Origin of the sequence: Streptomyces sp. NPDC050085 (assembly GCF_044460595.1) — a bacterium.
Lineage (GTDB): Bacteria > Actinomycetota > Actinomycetes > Streptomycetales > Streptomycetaceae > Streptomyces.
The window spans coordinates 58,377-71,511 of record NZ_JBITJZ010000022.1 but is presented as its reverse complement, the minus strand read 5'-3'; the positions used below and the strand labels follow the sequence as shown (position 1 = coordinate 71,511).

Annotated in this window: 14 protein-coding genes; 6 read left to right on the top strand and 8 right to left on the bottom strand. The window is 72.2% G+C overall.

Annotated elements, in window-relative coordinates; all coding sequences use genetic code 11:
• Positions 1-29: 29 nt before the first annotated feature.
• Entirely contained in the window at positions 30-677 is a 648-nt protein-coding gene (locus tag ACIBUY_RS40390; RefSeq protein ID WP_399155339.1) for a TetR family transcriptional regulator, read from the top strand.
• A 79-nt stretch (positions 678-756) separates the two neighbouring features.
• On the opposite strand, the gene ACIBUY_RS40385 is transcribed toward ACIBUY_RS40390, so the two are convergent.
• The 3 genes from ACIBUY_RS40385 to ACIBUY_RS40375 form a co-directional block, all read right to left on the bottom strand.
• Entirely contained in the window at positions 757-1,236 is a 480-nt protein-coding gene (locus tag ACIBUY_RS40385; RefSeq protein ID WP_399155338.1) for a nitroreductase family deazaflavin-dependent oxidoreductase, read from the bottom strand.
• Positions 1,236-2,432: an acyl-CoA dehydrogenase family protein gene (locus ACIBUY_RS40380; RefSeq protein ID WP_365571128.1), complete on the bottom strand. Its 1,197-nt coding sequence runs from the start codon at positions 2,430-2,432 to the stop codon at positions 1,236-1,238. Before ACIBUY_RS40380 ends, ACIBUY_RS40385 begins: the two co-directional genes overlap by 1 nt.
• Before the next feature lie 76 nt (positions 2,433-2,508).
• Positions 2,509-3,975 (bottom strand): hypothetical protein, encoded by a 1,467-nt coding sequence (locus tag ACIBUY_RS40375; protein WP_399155337.1) that lies wholly within the window; start codon positions 3,973-3,975, stop codon positions 2,509-2,511.
• 105 nt (positions 3,976-4,080) lie between these two features.
• On the opposite strand from ACIBUY_RS40375, the gene ACIBUY_RS40370 reads away from it, so the two are divergent.
• Together ACIBUY_RS40370 and ACIBUY_RS40365 are read left to right on the top strand one after the other, a co-directional pair.
• Positions 4,081-5,250, top strand: a complete 1,170-nt coding sequence (locus ACIBUY_RS40370) for a thiolase C-terminal domain-containing protein (protein WP_399155336.1) — start codon at positions 4,081-4,083, stop codon at positions 5,248-5,250.
• 181 nt (positions 5,251-5,431) lie between these two features.
• Positions 5,432-5,824, top strand: a complete 393-nt coding sequence (locus ACIBUY_RS40365) for a hypothetical protein (protein ID WP_399155335.1) — start codon at positions 5,432-5,434, stop codon at positions 5,822-5,824.
• Positions 5,825-5,842: 18 nt separating this feature from the next.
• Here the strand turns inward: ACIBUY_RS40365 and ACIBUY_RS40360 are convergent, their stop codons facing one another.
• Complete coding sequence (locus ACIBUY_RS40360) at positions 5,843-6,406, bottom strand: NADPH-dependent FMN reductase (protein WP_399155334.1); 564 nt, start codon at positions 6,404-6,406, stop codon at positions 5,843-5,845.
• A 131-nt stretch (positions 6,407-6,537) separates the two neighbouring features.
• Here ACIBUY_RS40360 and ACIBUY_RS40355 point away from each other — a divergent pair, with 131 nt between their 5' ends.
• Positions 6,538-7,236 carry a pyridoxal 5'-phosphate synthase gene (locus ACIBUY_RS40355; protein ID WP_399155333.1) on the top strand — a complete coding sequence of 233 codons (699 nt, stop codon included), beginning with the start codon at positions 6,538-6,540 and terminating at the stop codon, positions 7,234-7,236.
• On the opposite strand, the gene ACIBUY_RS40350 is transcribed toward ACIBUY_RS40355, so the two are convergent.
• Genes ACIBUY_RS40350 through ACIBUY_RS40340 form a run of 3 tightly spaced genes read right to left on the bottom strand, consistent with a single transcriptional unit; the run spans position 7,214 to position 9,093 of the window.
• On the bottom strand, positions 7,214-8,149 hold the full coding sequence (locus tag ACIBUY_RS40350; protein WP_399155332.1) for a GNAT family N-acetyltransferase: 936 nt from the start codon (positions 8,147-8,149) through the stop codon (positions 7,214-7,216). The two genes, ACIBUY_RS40355 and ACIBUY_RS40350, sit on opposite strands and share 23 nt — an antisense overlap.
• A gap of 42 nt (positions 8,150-8,191) precedes the next feature.
• Entirely contained in the window at positions 8,192-8,644 is a 453-nt protein-coding gene (locus tag ACIBUY_RS40345) for a Zn-ribbon domain-containing OB-fold protein (protein ID WP_365571105.1), read from the bottom strand.
• Entirely contained in the window at positions 8,644-9,093 is a 450-nt protein-coding gene (locus ACIBUY_RS40340; protein WP_399155331.1) for a DoxX family protein, read from the bottom strand. The genes ACIBUY_RS40345 and ACIBUY_RS40340 overlap by 1 nt, the downstream gene beginning before the upstream one ends.
• A 148-nt stretch (positions 9,094-9,241) precedes the next feature.
• Between ACIBUY_RS40340 and ACIBUY_RS40335 the strand changes: the two genes are divergently transcribed.
• Both ACIBUY_RS40335 and ACIBUY_RS40330 read left to right on the top strand, forming a co-directional pair.
• On the top strand, positions 9,242-10,411 hold the full coding sequence (locus ACIBUY_RS40335) for an NAD(P)/FAD-dependent oxidoreductase (RefSeq protein WP_365571099.1): 1,170 nt from the start codon (positions 9,242-9,244) through the stop codon (positions 10,409-10,411).
• 142 nt (positions 10,412-10,553) lie between these two features.
• Positions 10,554-12,089, top strand: a complete 1,536-nt coding sequence (locus ACIBUY_RS40330) for a flavin monoamine oxidase family protein (RefSeq protein WP_399155330.1) — start codon at positions 10,554-10,556, stop codon at positions 12,087-12,089.
• Between the two features lie 73 nt (positions 12,090-12,162).
• Here the strand turns inward: ACIBUY_RS40330 and ACIBUY_RS40325 are convergent, their stop codons facing one another.
• Positions 12,163-13,083, bottom strand: a complete 921-nt coding sequence (locus tag ACIBUY_RS40325) for a zinc-binding dehydrogenase (RefSeq protein WP_399155329.1) — start codon at positions 13,081-13,083, stop codon at positions 12,163-12,165.
• Positions 13,084-13,135 lie beyond the last annotated feature (52 nt).

The window sequence follows — 13,135 nt, the reverse complement described above, 5'->3', positions numbered from 1 at the left end:
CTCCGATCACCCCTCGGTAAGCTGACGGCATGACAGGACAAGTACGTACCGTCGACGGCCGTGTCGCCGGACGGCGTGGTCAGGCAACACGTCAGAAGCTGCTCGACTGCCTCGGCGAGATGCTCAGCTCCTCGCCTTATCGGGACGTCAAAGTCATCGATGTGGCACGAAAGGCGGGCACTTCGCCCGCGACGTTCTACCAGTACTTCCCGGACGTCGAAGGCGCCGTCCTGGAGATCGCCGAGCAAATGGCCACCGAGGGCGCGGGGTTGACCGAACTGGTCGCCGACCGCTCGTGGATCGGCAAGGCCGGCTGGGGCACCGCCCAGGAACTCGTGGACGGTTTCCTGGAGTTCTGGCGCAAGAACGACGCGATCCTGCGCGTCGTCGACCTCGGTGCCGCCGAGGGAGACAAGCGCTTCTACAGGATCCGCATGAAGATCCTGAACTCGGTGAACAACTCCCTTGCCGACGCGGTCAAGGACCTCCAGGACAAGGGCAAGGTCGACAAGGACGTCAGCCCGGCGGCCGTGGCCGGTTCGCTGGTCGCGATGCTCGCGGCGGTCGCCTCGCACCAGAAGGGCTTCCAGAGCTGGGGCGTCAAGCAGGCCGAACTGAAGCCGAACCTGGCGCTGTTGGTCCATCTGGGCGTGACCGGAAAGAAGCCCACGAAGTAGTACGACCCGTACTCTCTTCTCCCTGGTCCTGTCGTGCGGCGGCGGTTCACGTGGTCATCGTGAACCGCCGCCGTTGCAGTTACCCGCGCCTGTCCAGGCGGAACAGCCTGATCTCCCGTTCCACGCGCGCCTGATAGGCCGCGTACGGCGGCCAGAACTTCAGCGCCGCCGCCCAAGCCTCCTCCCGCTCACGGGAGTTGAGCAGCCGGGCCGTGACGGGAATGTCCCTGCCCTTCCAGCTGATGCTCGCCTCGGGGTGCGCCAGCAGGTTCGCCGTCCAGGCCGGATGTCCCGGGCGCCCGAAGTTCGACCCGATCAGCAGCCAGGTGCCGGTCTCCTCCTCGGGCATGCAGGCGAGCGGGGTGCGCCGCTCGATCCCGCTCTTCGCGCCCCGCACGGTCAGGATCACCCCGGGCAGCATCTGCGCGCTGAGCAGCACCTTGCCCCGGGTGAGGCGGTGCACGGCGCGGTCGAGGGCGGGGATGACGTGCGGGGCGACGCGGGCGAAGCCCTTGGTGGAGGACACCTTCTGTACGAGCTTCACGCCGGGCGGCGGCATCAGGCCGTCACCTCGAACAGCTCGGCCGCCTGCGCCGCGCGGGCCCGCAGCAGGTGGACGGGCCCGAAGAGCAGCTCGTCCCCCGCGGCCCGCTTCAGGTACAGATGGGCGTCGTGCTCCCAGGTGAAGCCGATGCCGCCGTGCAGCTGGACGGCCTCGCCCGCGGCGGTGCGCAGCGCTTCCAGCGCCTGGGCGAGCGCGAGCCCGCCAACTCGTTCCTGGGAGCCGTCACTTGCCGCCCACGCGGCGTAGTACGCAGCCGAACGCGCCGCCTGCACCTGGACGTACACATCGGCGAGCCGGTGCTTGACCGCCTGGAAGGAACCGACGGGCCGCCCGAACTGCTCGCGCTCCTTGACGTACTCGACGGTCCGCTCAAGGGCCCGGTCGGCGGCGCCGACGGCCTCGGCCGCGAGCAGCGTGGCGACGGTGTCCCCGGCGGCGGCGAGCGCCCCCGGCACGTCGGCGTCCTCGGCGCCCAGCAACTCGGCGTCCACGTCGCGCAGTTCGATGCGCGCCTGCGGCCGCGTCTCGTCGAGCGACGTCTGCCGCGTCCGTACGAGTCCGGTGGCGTCCTCGCGCACGAGGAACAGGAGGGTGCGGGAGCGGGCGAAACCGCCGGTGTGCGCGGCGACGAGGAGCAGCCCGGCGCTGTGCCCGTCGAGCACCTGCTCGGCCTGCCCGTACAGCCGCCAGCCGTCCCCTTCTTCGGCCTCCGCGGCGCGGGTGGCCTGCACGCCGCCCGCGCGGCCGCCGCCCGCCCAGTCGCCCGCGTTGTCGGCGACGAGGCCGAGGGCGGTGGCGAGGCCGGTGCCGGGCACGGCGAGCGCAGCGGTCAGGGTGCCGTCGGCGATGCGCGGCAGCAGCGCCGCCCGCTGCTCCTCGCTGCCCAGGGCGGCGATCAGTGGAGCGGCGAGGCCACTGGTGGCGAACAGCGGGCTGGGTGCGAGGACCCGGCCCAACTCCTCGACAGCCAGCGCGAGTTCGACGGCACCGGCGCCGACGCCCCCGCGGTCCTCCGGCAGCGCGAGCCCCGGCAGCCCGAGCTCGCTGCTGAGGGTGCCCCACAGGGCACGGTCGTGCCCCGCCGGGGTGCGCCCCGCAGCCTTGACGTCGTCCGGGGTACAGCGTTTGGTGGTGAGTTCGCGCAGGGTGCGACGGATCTCCTGCTGCTCCTCGGTGAACCTGGCGTCCATGCGAGCCCCTTTCTGACGGGGCGTCATATTAGGGCGGGGGCCGACGGATGGACAGCCCCGCGCACCGTCGATCCCCTCACGCACGCGACTTCCCGCGCCGCCCGAACCAGCCGCGACGCGTCTTGTGCCGGGCGGGGGGTGCGGCGGGCGGCGCCGGTGGCGGGGACTGCGCCTCGGCCTCGGCCCCGAGCCGCTCCGCCAGCGACGAGCGTCCGGCCCGGTCCAGCTCCCGCACCAGGGCCTCGCCCTCACCGCGCGCCCTGACCTGCGCGAACAACCCCAGGGCCAGCGCGCGGGCGACGCCCGGGTAGCCCGCGGAGTACGAGCTCTCCAGCCGGTCGAGGATCGCGGCGATCTCCGGCACGGTCCTGGCGGCGGCATGGGCGACGAAGGCGTCCCCGGCCCGGCCGGCCACGGCACCGCTGTCGGTGTCGGCCTCCAGCGCGACGTCCCAGCACGCCTGCCAGAAGGCCACCGCGACGTGGGCGACGCGGCGGGGGCCGTCCAGCGCGACGGCCGCGTTCACCCGCTCCACCGCCTCTTCGTCCCCGCCCTGCTGCAGGAGCAGCAGCAGCCGGCCCGGGTCGAGCCGTCCGCCGGGTGCGCGCACCGTCGCGGCGAGGAACTCCCGTGCCTGCGCGCCGTGTCCGGCCTCTTCGAGCAGCTTCAGCAGGCGCAGCAGCGTCGGTGCGGTGAGGCTCTCCGCGGCCTCGACGAGCCGGTCGAGGTGCGCGCCTTCGCCCTCGGGCCTGAGCGCCGCCACCACGGCCCGCAGGATGTTGTCCCGCAACTCGAACTCGGCCTCGGCCCGGCCCTCTTCGACGTGGCTCACCCATTGCTGGAGGGAGAAGCGGATGACGTCGTACGCGTCCTCGGCCCTGCCGCGCGGGGAGAAGAAGTCCGCGAGCTGCGCGGCGCCCATGAGCCGTACGGCGCCGGTCCCCAGCAGACTCTTGGCGAGTGCGTCGTGCCCGAGCCGCCTGAGGTCCGCGAGGTACCCCACGGCGTCGAACTCCGGCGTGTCCCACAACGCCGCGAGCACCACGCGCCCGTCGCCGGACGGCCCCAGGGCGTTGAGCACCGCGGCCACCTCCGCCACCGGCCGCCGGACCGTGGCCCGCAGCACGGCCCGCGCCTCGTCCGTCCGGCCGTCACCCTTCAACTCCTCACTGACGACGACGAGTTGCCGCGCCGGAAGATCCGCCACCTGCGCCACGAGGACGGCGAGCCACTCGCCCCCGGACCCCCCACCCAGGCCCTGCAGTTCCCGTACGACCGCCAGCACGAACCGCGGCTCCTGCCAGGCGGCGCCGTGCAGTTCCTCGGCCACCGCGGCGGGGTCGAGCTCCGCGAGCCGCCGCACGAGGTCACGGGCGTACTGCACGGGCGTCACCCCGGCCCGCGGCGCGGCGCTGTGCAGATGCACCTCGCCGATCGAATGGGCCTGCACCAGGTGCTGGTGGCTGCCGCCCTCGACGCGGTTGCTCACCTCCGCCGCCCGCTCCCCGCCCCCGGCCTCCGGCTCGCGCTCCTGCCCGGCCATCCGCGCCCCCTCGCTCCCAGCTGCCCGCCCCTCGAACTGCGTACAGGGCCGCCATGGTGCCGCATCCCTGGTGCTCCACGGGGCATCTGACATACCGTCAGATGCATGACTGGTAGCCCTCACAAGGTCGCGATAGCGGGCATCGCCCTCTCCGACTGCGGCCGCGTAGACGAAGCCACCCCCTACGCCCTGCACGCCCAGGCCGCCCGCAGGGCACTGGCCGACGCGGGCCTGCCGCCCTCCGTGATCGACGGTTTCGCGAGCGCCGGCCTCGGCACGCTCGCCCCCGTCGAGGTCGCCGAGTACCTGGGCCTGAAGCCGACCTGGGTCGACTCGACCTCGGTCGGCGGCTCCACCTGGGAGGTGATGGCGGCGCACGCGGCCGACGCCATCGCGGCGGGGCACGCCCGCGCGGTCCTCCTGGTGTACGGCTCGACGGCCCGCGCGGACATCAAGGCGAAGCGGCGCACGTCCAACCTGTCGTTCGGCGCCCGCGGCCCGCTGCAGTTCGAAGTCCCGTACGGGCACACGCTCATCGCCAAGTACGCGATGGCCGCGCGTCGCCACATGCACGAGTACGGCACGACGCTCGAGCAGCTCGCCGAAGTGGCCGTACAGGCCCGGCAGAACGCCGCCGCGAACCCCGACGCCATGTTCCGCGACCCGATCACGGTCGAGGACGTCCTCGACGGGCCGATGATCGCGGACCCGTTCACGAAGCTGCACTGCTGCATCCGCTCCGACGGCGGCGCGGCGGTTCTCCTGGTCGCCGAGGAGCTCCTCAAGGATTGCGCCAAGTCCCCGGTCTGGGTGCTGGGTTCGGGCGAGCACGTGTCGCACACGACGATGTCGGAGTGGGACGACTTCACGGTCTCCCCTGCCGCGGTGAGCGGGCGCCTGGCCTTCGAACGGGCGGGGGTCACGCCCGCCGAGATCGACATCGCGGAGATCTACGACGCGTTCACCTACATGACGCTCGTGACACTGGAGGACCTGGGGTTCTGCGCGAAGGGCGAGGGCGGCGCGTTCGTGGAGAAGGGACGCCTGCTGCGAGACGGCGAACTCCCCACGAACACGGACGGCGGCGGAATGTCCGCCCAACACCCGGGCATGCGGGGCCTGTTCCTGCTCGTGGAGGCGGTACGGCAACTGCGCGGCGAGGCGGGCGCCCATCAAGTCCGCCGCCCGGACGGCTCGTTGCCCGCACTGGCGGTGGCCTCGGGGACGGGAGGCTGGTTCTGCTCGGCGGGGACGGTGGTGTTGGGGCGGGACTGACGCCCCAGCACTGCGGAGACAACTCGGTTTCGCGCCACACCTGTTGCTACGGGAGATTCGATCGGCGCCGCGCAGTTGCAACCTGTTCCACTACTGTCTCCAGGGATCACCGGGGCGACCGTGTCCATGCACGACGAATCCCGCCGCCGGTGACGCCTCCATGCCAACGGGGAGCAGGAACATGAGATTCAAGCGCAGCGCTGCCATCACGTTCGGAATCGCGGCAGCCGTGTCGCTCGGCTTCGGCCCGCAGGCCCAGGCTTCGCAGAACAGCGGCTGGGTCTACACGAGCACCCGCAGCGGAAACGTCTACTTCGATGCCGACCTGAACGGCCAGCCCGGCATCGAGAAGGTCACGGTCTGCGACAACAAGTCCGACGGTCGTGGCATCGAGGTCCATCTGACTCGAGACGACGCCTCGAGCGTCCTCTATCTCCGCGACCCGTCCAACGACGGACACTGCGTGTCACTCAGCGGCAACTTCTACAAAGAAGAGTCGTACGTCCGGATCCACGTCTACGAGTACTGGGGCAACAACGAGGCGAACATCGGAGAAGGCTCGGCCATCGCCTGACAGATGGGCCGGCCCCGGTCAGGACCGGCGCTGCGGGGCGAGCGCTTCCGTCAGGGTGATCACTTCGGTGAGCACCTGCTGGAGCGCGGCCTCGTGGCGTTCGGCGGGCGCGAACGTCCTGAACTCCTCGAAGTCGGTGTGCAGCGACAGATGGACCTGGGAGTGCACGGCCGCCAGCTGGACCGCCCCGGCGATGTGCCGCAGGTGGTCGAGGGCGCGGGCGCCGCTGACGTTGCTGCCGTAACCGACGAAGCCCGCGGCCTTGTTGTTCCACTCGTTGTAGACGAAGTCGATGGCGTTCTTCAGGGCGGCCGGGATCGACCGGTTGTACTCGGGCGTGACGAAGACGAACCCGTCGAGCTCGTCGATCTTGGCGGCCCAGGCGCGGGTGTGGTCGTGCGCGTAGTCGCCCATGCGCGGAGAGCGCGGCTCGTCGAACAGCGGCAGGTTGTAGTCGGCGATGTCGACGAGCTCGAAGTCCGCGTCCTGGCGCGTACCGGCCGTCTTCTCGACCCACTGCGCGATCTGCGGCCCCATGCGGCCGGGCCGGGTCGAGCCGAGGATGATGCCTATGGTCGTCACGAGCTTCTCCTGAATGCGAAGGGGCGGGGCGGGGGCGGGGCGGGTGGGCCGACCGGGTCGGTGCGACGCGGGTGAGGGCGATCATTCAAGCATCCGCGGCCGCCGAGACCGCCGCCCGCGACAATCACCTCATGAACCAGGTGAACCCCTCCCCCGGCGCACCCGAGCCCGGCCTCCAGGCCCTCCTGAGATCCCTGCGCGTCTGGGACACCGAGCTGCCCGCGTTCGACCCGGCGGCGACGCCCGACACCCCGCTGCCCCTCTTCACGCAGTGGTTCGCGCAGGCCGTGGCCGCCGGGCAGCGCGAGCCGCACACCCCGTCGCTCGCGACCACCGACGCGGACGGCCGCGCCGACGTCCGTACGGTGATGCTGCACGGCGCCGACGAGGACCACGGCTGGCACTTCGCCTCGCACGCGGGCAGCGCCAAGGGCCGCCAGCTCGCCGCGCACCCGTACGCCGCGCTCGGCTTCTACTGGCCGGTGCAGGCCCGCCAGGTCCGCCTCCGCGGCCCCGTCCGCCCCGCGCCCGCCGAGGTCGCGCACGCCGATCTGCACGCCCGCTCGACCGGCGCCCTCGCCTCGGCCCTCGTCGGCCGCCAGAGCGAACTCCTGCCCTCCTACGAGGAGTTGGAGCGCGCGTCCGACGCCGCCTGGGAGCGGGCGCAGCGCGAGCCCGACGCGGTCGTCGCCTCCTGGACGGTGTACGAGCTGGTGCCCGACGAGGTCGAGTTCTTCCAGGGCGATGCCCGGCGACAGCACATCAGGCTCAAGTACCGCCGTCAGGAGGGGAGTTCGAGCGGCTGGGTCAAGGAGCTGCTGTGGCCGTGACCCCCGCACCGGCAGCGGCGGTGAAGGTCAGCACCGAGAAGTCGCGCACGGGCCGGTAGCCGAGCCGCTGGTACAGGGCGTTGCTCGTCGCGTTCGCGAGGTCGGTGAAGAGCACCACCGCATCGGCCCCCGCGGCGAGCGCCGCCCGGCTCACCTCGAAGGTCGCGGCCCCGCCGTAGCCGCGCCCGCGCAGTTCCTTCGGCGTGTACACGGGGGCGACGCGCAGACTGCCGCCGACGAGCCGGGTGACCCCGGCCAGCGCGACGGGCGTACCGTCGGGCGCTTCCCAGAGCGTCACTCCGCCGTACGCGATCCGGGAGTCGGCCCAGGCCAGGGCCTGCTCGTCGGTGACGCCGTCCTCGATGCCGCCCGCGGCCTCGTCGCTGAACTCCTTGAACCAGCGGGCCACCAGCTCCCGATCCCCGGGCTCGGCCACCCGCGCCCGGCCCGCCGGTGCGGGCCCGGGCGGCGCCAACTCCCCCAACCGGTAGAGCCGTTGCGCCATGCCCTCGGTGACGGAGGCGCCCGGGTGGCGGCGCAGCCAGGCGTCGGCGACGGCGCGGGTGGCCTCGACCGTGCCGTTGACCCCGCCGGGAGCGTCCGCCGCGTCCCCGTCGAGGGCGTCGATCAGCGCCTCGGCCGCCTCGGGCCCGACCGGGCTCACGTACGGCGCGAACGGCGGCGTCCAGAGGAAGGCACCCGTCACACGGTCGCCCTCCGCCTCGCTCCACACCCCGAACCGCGCGCTCACACCGTCGAACCGCACATCACCGGCGAGCAGCCCGGCCAGCACGCTCAACGGCACCGTGTGCAGCGCGGGATCGGCCCGCAGGAAGGCACCGGCCCGCCGCTCGAACTCCCGCGGGTCACCGGTGAGGCACCACGCACCAGAACGCTTCTCCGTGTCCACCATCCGCCCATGCTGCCCAAAGGCACGGCCGCCACGCAGCCCGATTTACGCCGCGCCACTCCCCGCCACTCCCCGCTGCTCCGCGGCCGGCCGGAACACCGGCACACCCTCACGAAAGGCGACCACAAGCTCCATCCCCACCCGCAGCAGCGCCTCCTCGCACTCCACGACCTCGGTCATCATCCGGGGCCCCTCGGCGAGGTCGACGACGGCGGCGACGTAGGGCGTGCGCGTCCCGAAGGGCGGCAGGTCGTTGCGGTGCACGACCGACCACGTGTACAGCGAGGCCCGCCCGCCGGCCTCCCGCCACGCGACGTCCTCGCTCCAGCAGTACGGGCAGAACTCCCGCGGGTAGTGGTGCGTGCGCCCGCACGCCGCGCAGTGCCGCAGCAGCAGCCGCCCCTCGGCGGCCGCGTCCCAGTACGGCTGGGTGAAGGCATCGGGCTCGGGCCGGTCGAACCGCACGGCGCCGGCCTGAGTGGTGGTCGTGTCTGCCATCAGAACCATCCGATCGCGTGGTCGAGTGACCAGGCCTGCCAGGACATGGCGAACAGCGCGACGAGCGAGATGAGCCCCATCATCGCGTTCTGCCCCTGCTCGGCCCAGTCGTGGATCATGAGCACGAAGTACAGAAGATTGAGCAGCAGCCCGCCGACCAGGGCGATCGGCGTCAGGAATCCCACCACCAGACCGAGTCCCAGGGCGAGTTCGGCGTACACGACGACGTACGCCATCGTCTTCGGCCGCGGCTTGACGACGACGTCGAACCCGCTGCGCACGGCGTTCCACTTGTGCTTGGCGGCGACGTCGGCGGCCCACGCGATCCCGGTCCCGCGCTCGAACCAGCCCTTCTTGTCCTTGTGCCGCCAGCTCTCCAGCCACCACACACCGAGTCCGATGCGCAGCACGGCGAGCCATTCGGCGCCACTGAGCCCTATCGCGTCCATGTCCGGTCCCTCGCTCAGTTTCTGACGGTACGTCAGTTCAGCGCATCCGGCGCCGCCTCCGCAAGAGCCCGTACGCCGTGATCAATTCGCAACCGGTTTCGTGATTGACCGGTCCCGATCAACCGACGGCGTCATTACGCTCCCGCTCATGACCGAGCCCACCTCCGCACCGGCCCGCAGCCACGAGCGCCCGCCGGTGTACGTCGTCGGCGGCGGCCCCGGCGGACTCGCCGCGGCCGCCCGCCTGAAGGCGCACGGCGTCCGGGCCGTCGTCCTGGAGAAGTCCGACCGGGTCGGCGCCTCCTGGCGGGGCCACTACGACCGCCTCCACCTGCACACCACCCGGCGCCTCTCGGCCCTGCCCGGCCTGCCGATCCCGCGCCGCTTCGGCCGCTGGGTCGCCCGCGACGACGTCATCCGCTACCTCGACAAGTACGCCGAGTTCCACGACCTGGAAGTCGTCACCGGAGTCGAGGTCACCCGCATCGACCGCGCACCCGACGGCGGCACCGGCTGGCTGCTGCACGCCACGGGCGGCCGGGAGCTGACGGCGGCCGCGGTCGTCGTGGCCACCGGCTACAACCACACGCCGCGCCTGCCGGACTGGCCGGGCGCGTCCTCGTACACCGGGAAGCTGCTGCACGCGAGCGAGTACCGCAACCCCGCGCCCTTCGCCGGCCAGGACGTCCTCGTCGTCGGCGTCGGCAACACCGGCGCCGAGATCGCCGTCGACCTCGCCGAGGGCGGCGCCTCCCGGGTCCGCCTCGCCGTGCGCACCGCCCCGCACATCGTGCGCCGCTCGCAACTGGGCTGGCCCGCACAGCTCACCGGCATCCTCTGCCGCCGCCTCCCGGTACGCCTGGTCGACAAACTGGCGGGCCCCCTGGGCAAGTTGAGCGTCCCCGACCTCTCGGCCCACGGCCTCCCGCGCCCCGACACGGGCCTGTACTCACGGGTGCGCGAGGGATCCATCCCGGTCCAGGACGTCGGCTTGATCGACGCGGTGCGGTCGGGCAAGGTCCAGCCGGTCGCGGCGGTGGAATCCTTCGAGGACGCGGAGGTGATCCTCGCCGACGGTACGCGGGTGACGCCGGACGTGGTGATCGCGGCGACGGGGTATCGGCAGGGCCTTGAGCCCCTGGTCGGCCACCTTGACGTGCTGGACCCGGCGACGGGGCGGCCGCGGGTGCACGGGGGCAGGACGGCGGACTCGGCGCCGGGCCTCTATTTCCAGGGCTACACCAACCCGATCTCTGGAATGTTCAGGGAGATGGCCCTGGACGCGGACCGGATCGGAAAGACCCTGGCGAAGGGATGACCCCGCCAGGACGCGGGGCGGTGTCAATGTGCGGCTGCGCCGCGTGCGCGCGCCCGGCCACGACGAGACGTGAAGGCACCCACAAACACCCACCCCCTACGGCGAGTTGACCAGTCCACCAAGGCGAGACGGAGTACGACGCATGCCACGCGAAAGACACCCGCTCAACCTCAACCCGCTCAGCAGAAACACCAGCCTGACCCGGCGCCGAGCCCTCTTGGGCGGCGCCGCAGCAACCGCCCTGGCGGCCACCGGCACGACTCAGGCCCAAGCCGCCGAGGCCGCTCAGGCAGAGCGCGACGTGGACGTCGCGATAGTGGGCGCGGGCCTCGCCGGCCTCACCGCGGCCCGCGACCTCGCGGCGGCGGGCAAGAAGGTCCTGGTCCTGGAGGCGAGGAACCGGGTCGGCGGCCGCGTCCTGAACCTCAGCCTCCCCGGCGGTGGGATCACCGAAGGCGGCGGCGAGTTCATCGGCCCGACCCAGGACCGCATCAAGGCCCTCGCCGACTCCCTCGGCGTCGCGACCTTCACCACGTACAACACGGGCAAGAACGTCCTGTTCAAGGACGGCAAGCGCACCCCGTACGCCACCGACGGCCTCCTCGGCTCCGTCCCGCCCATCGACGCGGCGGGCCTCGCCAACGCCGCCGTGGTCCAGGGACTCCTCGACGACATGGCGAAGAAGGTCCCGGTGGACGCGCCGTGGACGGCGGAGAAGGCGGAGGAGTGGGACCGCCAGACGTTCGAGACGTGGCTGCGGGCGAACGCCGTGATCCCGTCGGCCCGCTTCCTGATGGAGGTGGCCTGCACGTCCATCTTCTCGGCGGAGCCGCGTGAACTCTCGCTCCTCTTCGTCCTGTTCTACATAGCGAGCGCCGGGAACGAGTCGACCCCCGGCACCTTGGAACGCCTCACGGAGACCGCGGACGGCGCGCAGGCCACGCGTTTCGTGGGCGGTTCGCAGCAGGTGCCGCTGAAGCTGGCGGCGCAGCTCGGCGCGGACCGGGTCCAACTCTCCGCGCCTGTACGCCGGATAGCACGCCGCTCCGACGGCCGCTACACGGTCACCGCCGACGGCATCACGGTCACCGCGTCCCACGTCGTGGTCGCGGTCCCGCCGCCGCTCGCGGCCCGCATCGACTTCGACCCGCTGCTCCCGGCCGCCCGCGACCAGCTCTCGCAGCGCCTCCCGATGGGCTCGATCGGCAAGGCGATCGCGGTGTACGCGACCCCGTTCTGGCGGGCCGACGGCCTCAACGGCCAGGTCGTCTCCGACACCGGCGTCGTCCGCTCCACCTTCGACAACTCGCCGCCCGACGCGTCGTACGGCGCCCTGATGGGCTTCATCGAGGCGGACGAGATGCGTGCGTACGACGGCGCGAGCGAGTCCGAGGTGAAGGCCGAGGTCCTCAAGGACTACGTCCGCTACTTCGGCGACAAGGCGGCCACCCCCACCGCGTTCGTCCTGCAACGCTGGAACAACGAGGGCTTCTCCCGAGGCGGCCCCGTCGCCTACGCCCCGCCCGGCGTCCTCACCCAGTACGGCAAGGCGCTGCGCACGCCCGTGGGCGGGATCCACTGGGCGGGCACGGAGAGCTCCGCGTACTGGAACGGGTACATGGACGGGGCGGTGCGGTCCGGGGAACGGGTGGCGCGGGAGGTCGTCGCCGCGTTGTAGGCCGGGCCCGGGCAGTGGAGAACCGGTCGCTGTCGGCTGTGTCAGTCAGTCAGCCAGTCGCTCACTCACTCAGTCAGTCGGCCGCCGCCGGCTCCACGTCCAGGACCGCCTTGCCCGCGATGCGCCGGTCCAGCAGCGCTTGACCGGCCTCGGCGACGCGCTCCCAGGAACCGCGCCAGTCGACCTCCGGGGACAGTCTCCCCGTTGCCATGAACTCCAGCAGGGTCGCCAGGTCCGGGCCGACCTCACGGACGTCGCCGAACGTGGTCATCGTCTTGGACGGCCCGATGGAGGACAGCGAGTAGGGCGCGAACACCGCTGGTTCGCCGGAAGCCCAGCCGATGTTCTGCACGCCCCCGCCCGGCGCGAGGAGTTCCCAGGCCGCCGCCAATTGTGGGCCGCCGACGTTGTCGAGGATGAGGTCCACCGGCCGGTCGATGCCTTCCAGGCCGACCACCACCTGGTGGGCGCCCAGCCCGGCCAGGCCATCGGCACGCGCCGGCGATCCCACCGAGGCGATCACCTGGGCACCGCCCAGGGCCGCGAGCTGGACCGCGTAGCGGCCGACACCGCCGGCAGCGCCGGTGATCAGTACGCGTCGCCCCAGGATGGAGCGGGAGCGCAGCGTGCGTAGCGCGGTGATGCCGGCCATCGGCAGCGCGGCGGCGTCGGCGAGATCGACCCGGGCGGGAACTTCGGCCACCGCGGTGGTGTCCACGGCCATCCGCTGGGCCCACGCGCCGGTCCCGAACGCCGCGACCCTGGCTCCTACGGACGGCCCGGTGCCGTCCGCCGCCGCCCGCACGACGACACCGGCGGCGTCATAACCGTGCACGGTCCCGGCCGGAAGCCGCCCGGCGAACGCCACCTCGCCGCGGTTGAGCGAGAGGTGCCGGACATCGACCACCAGTTGATGCGGTGCCGCCTGGGGTTCCGCGACCGTCCCGAGGCGCAGGGATCCGGGAGCGTCGGGATCTACGACGAGCGCGCGCATGGCGATGAGGCCTCTCTGTAGGGAGCGACTATACGGACCAGCAGTCCGCTTA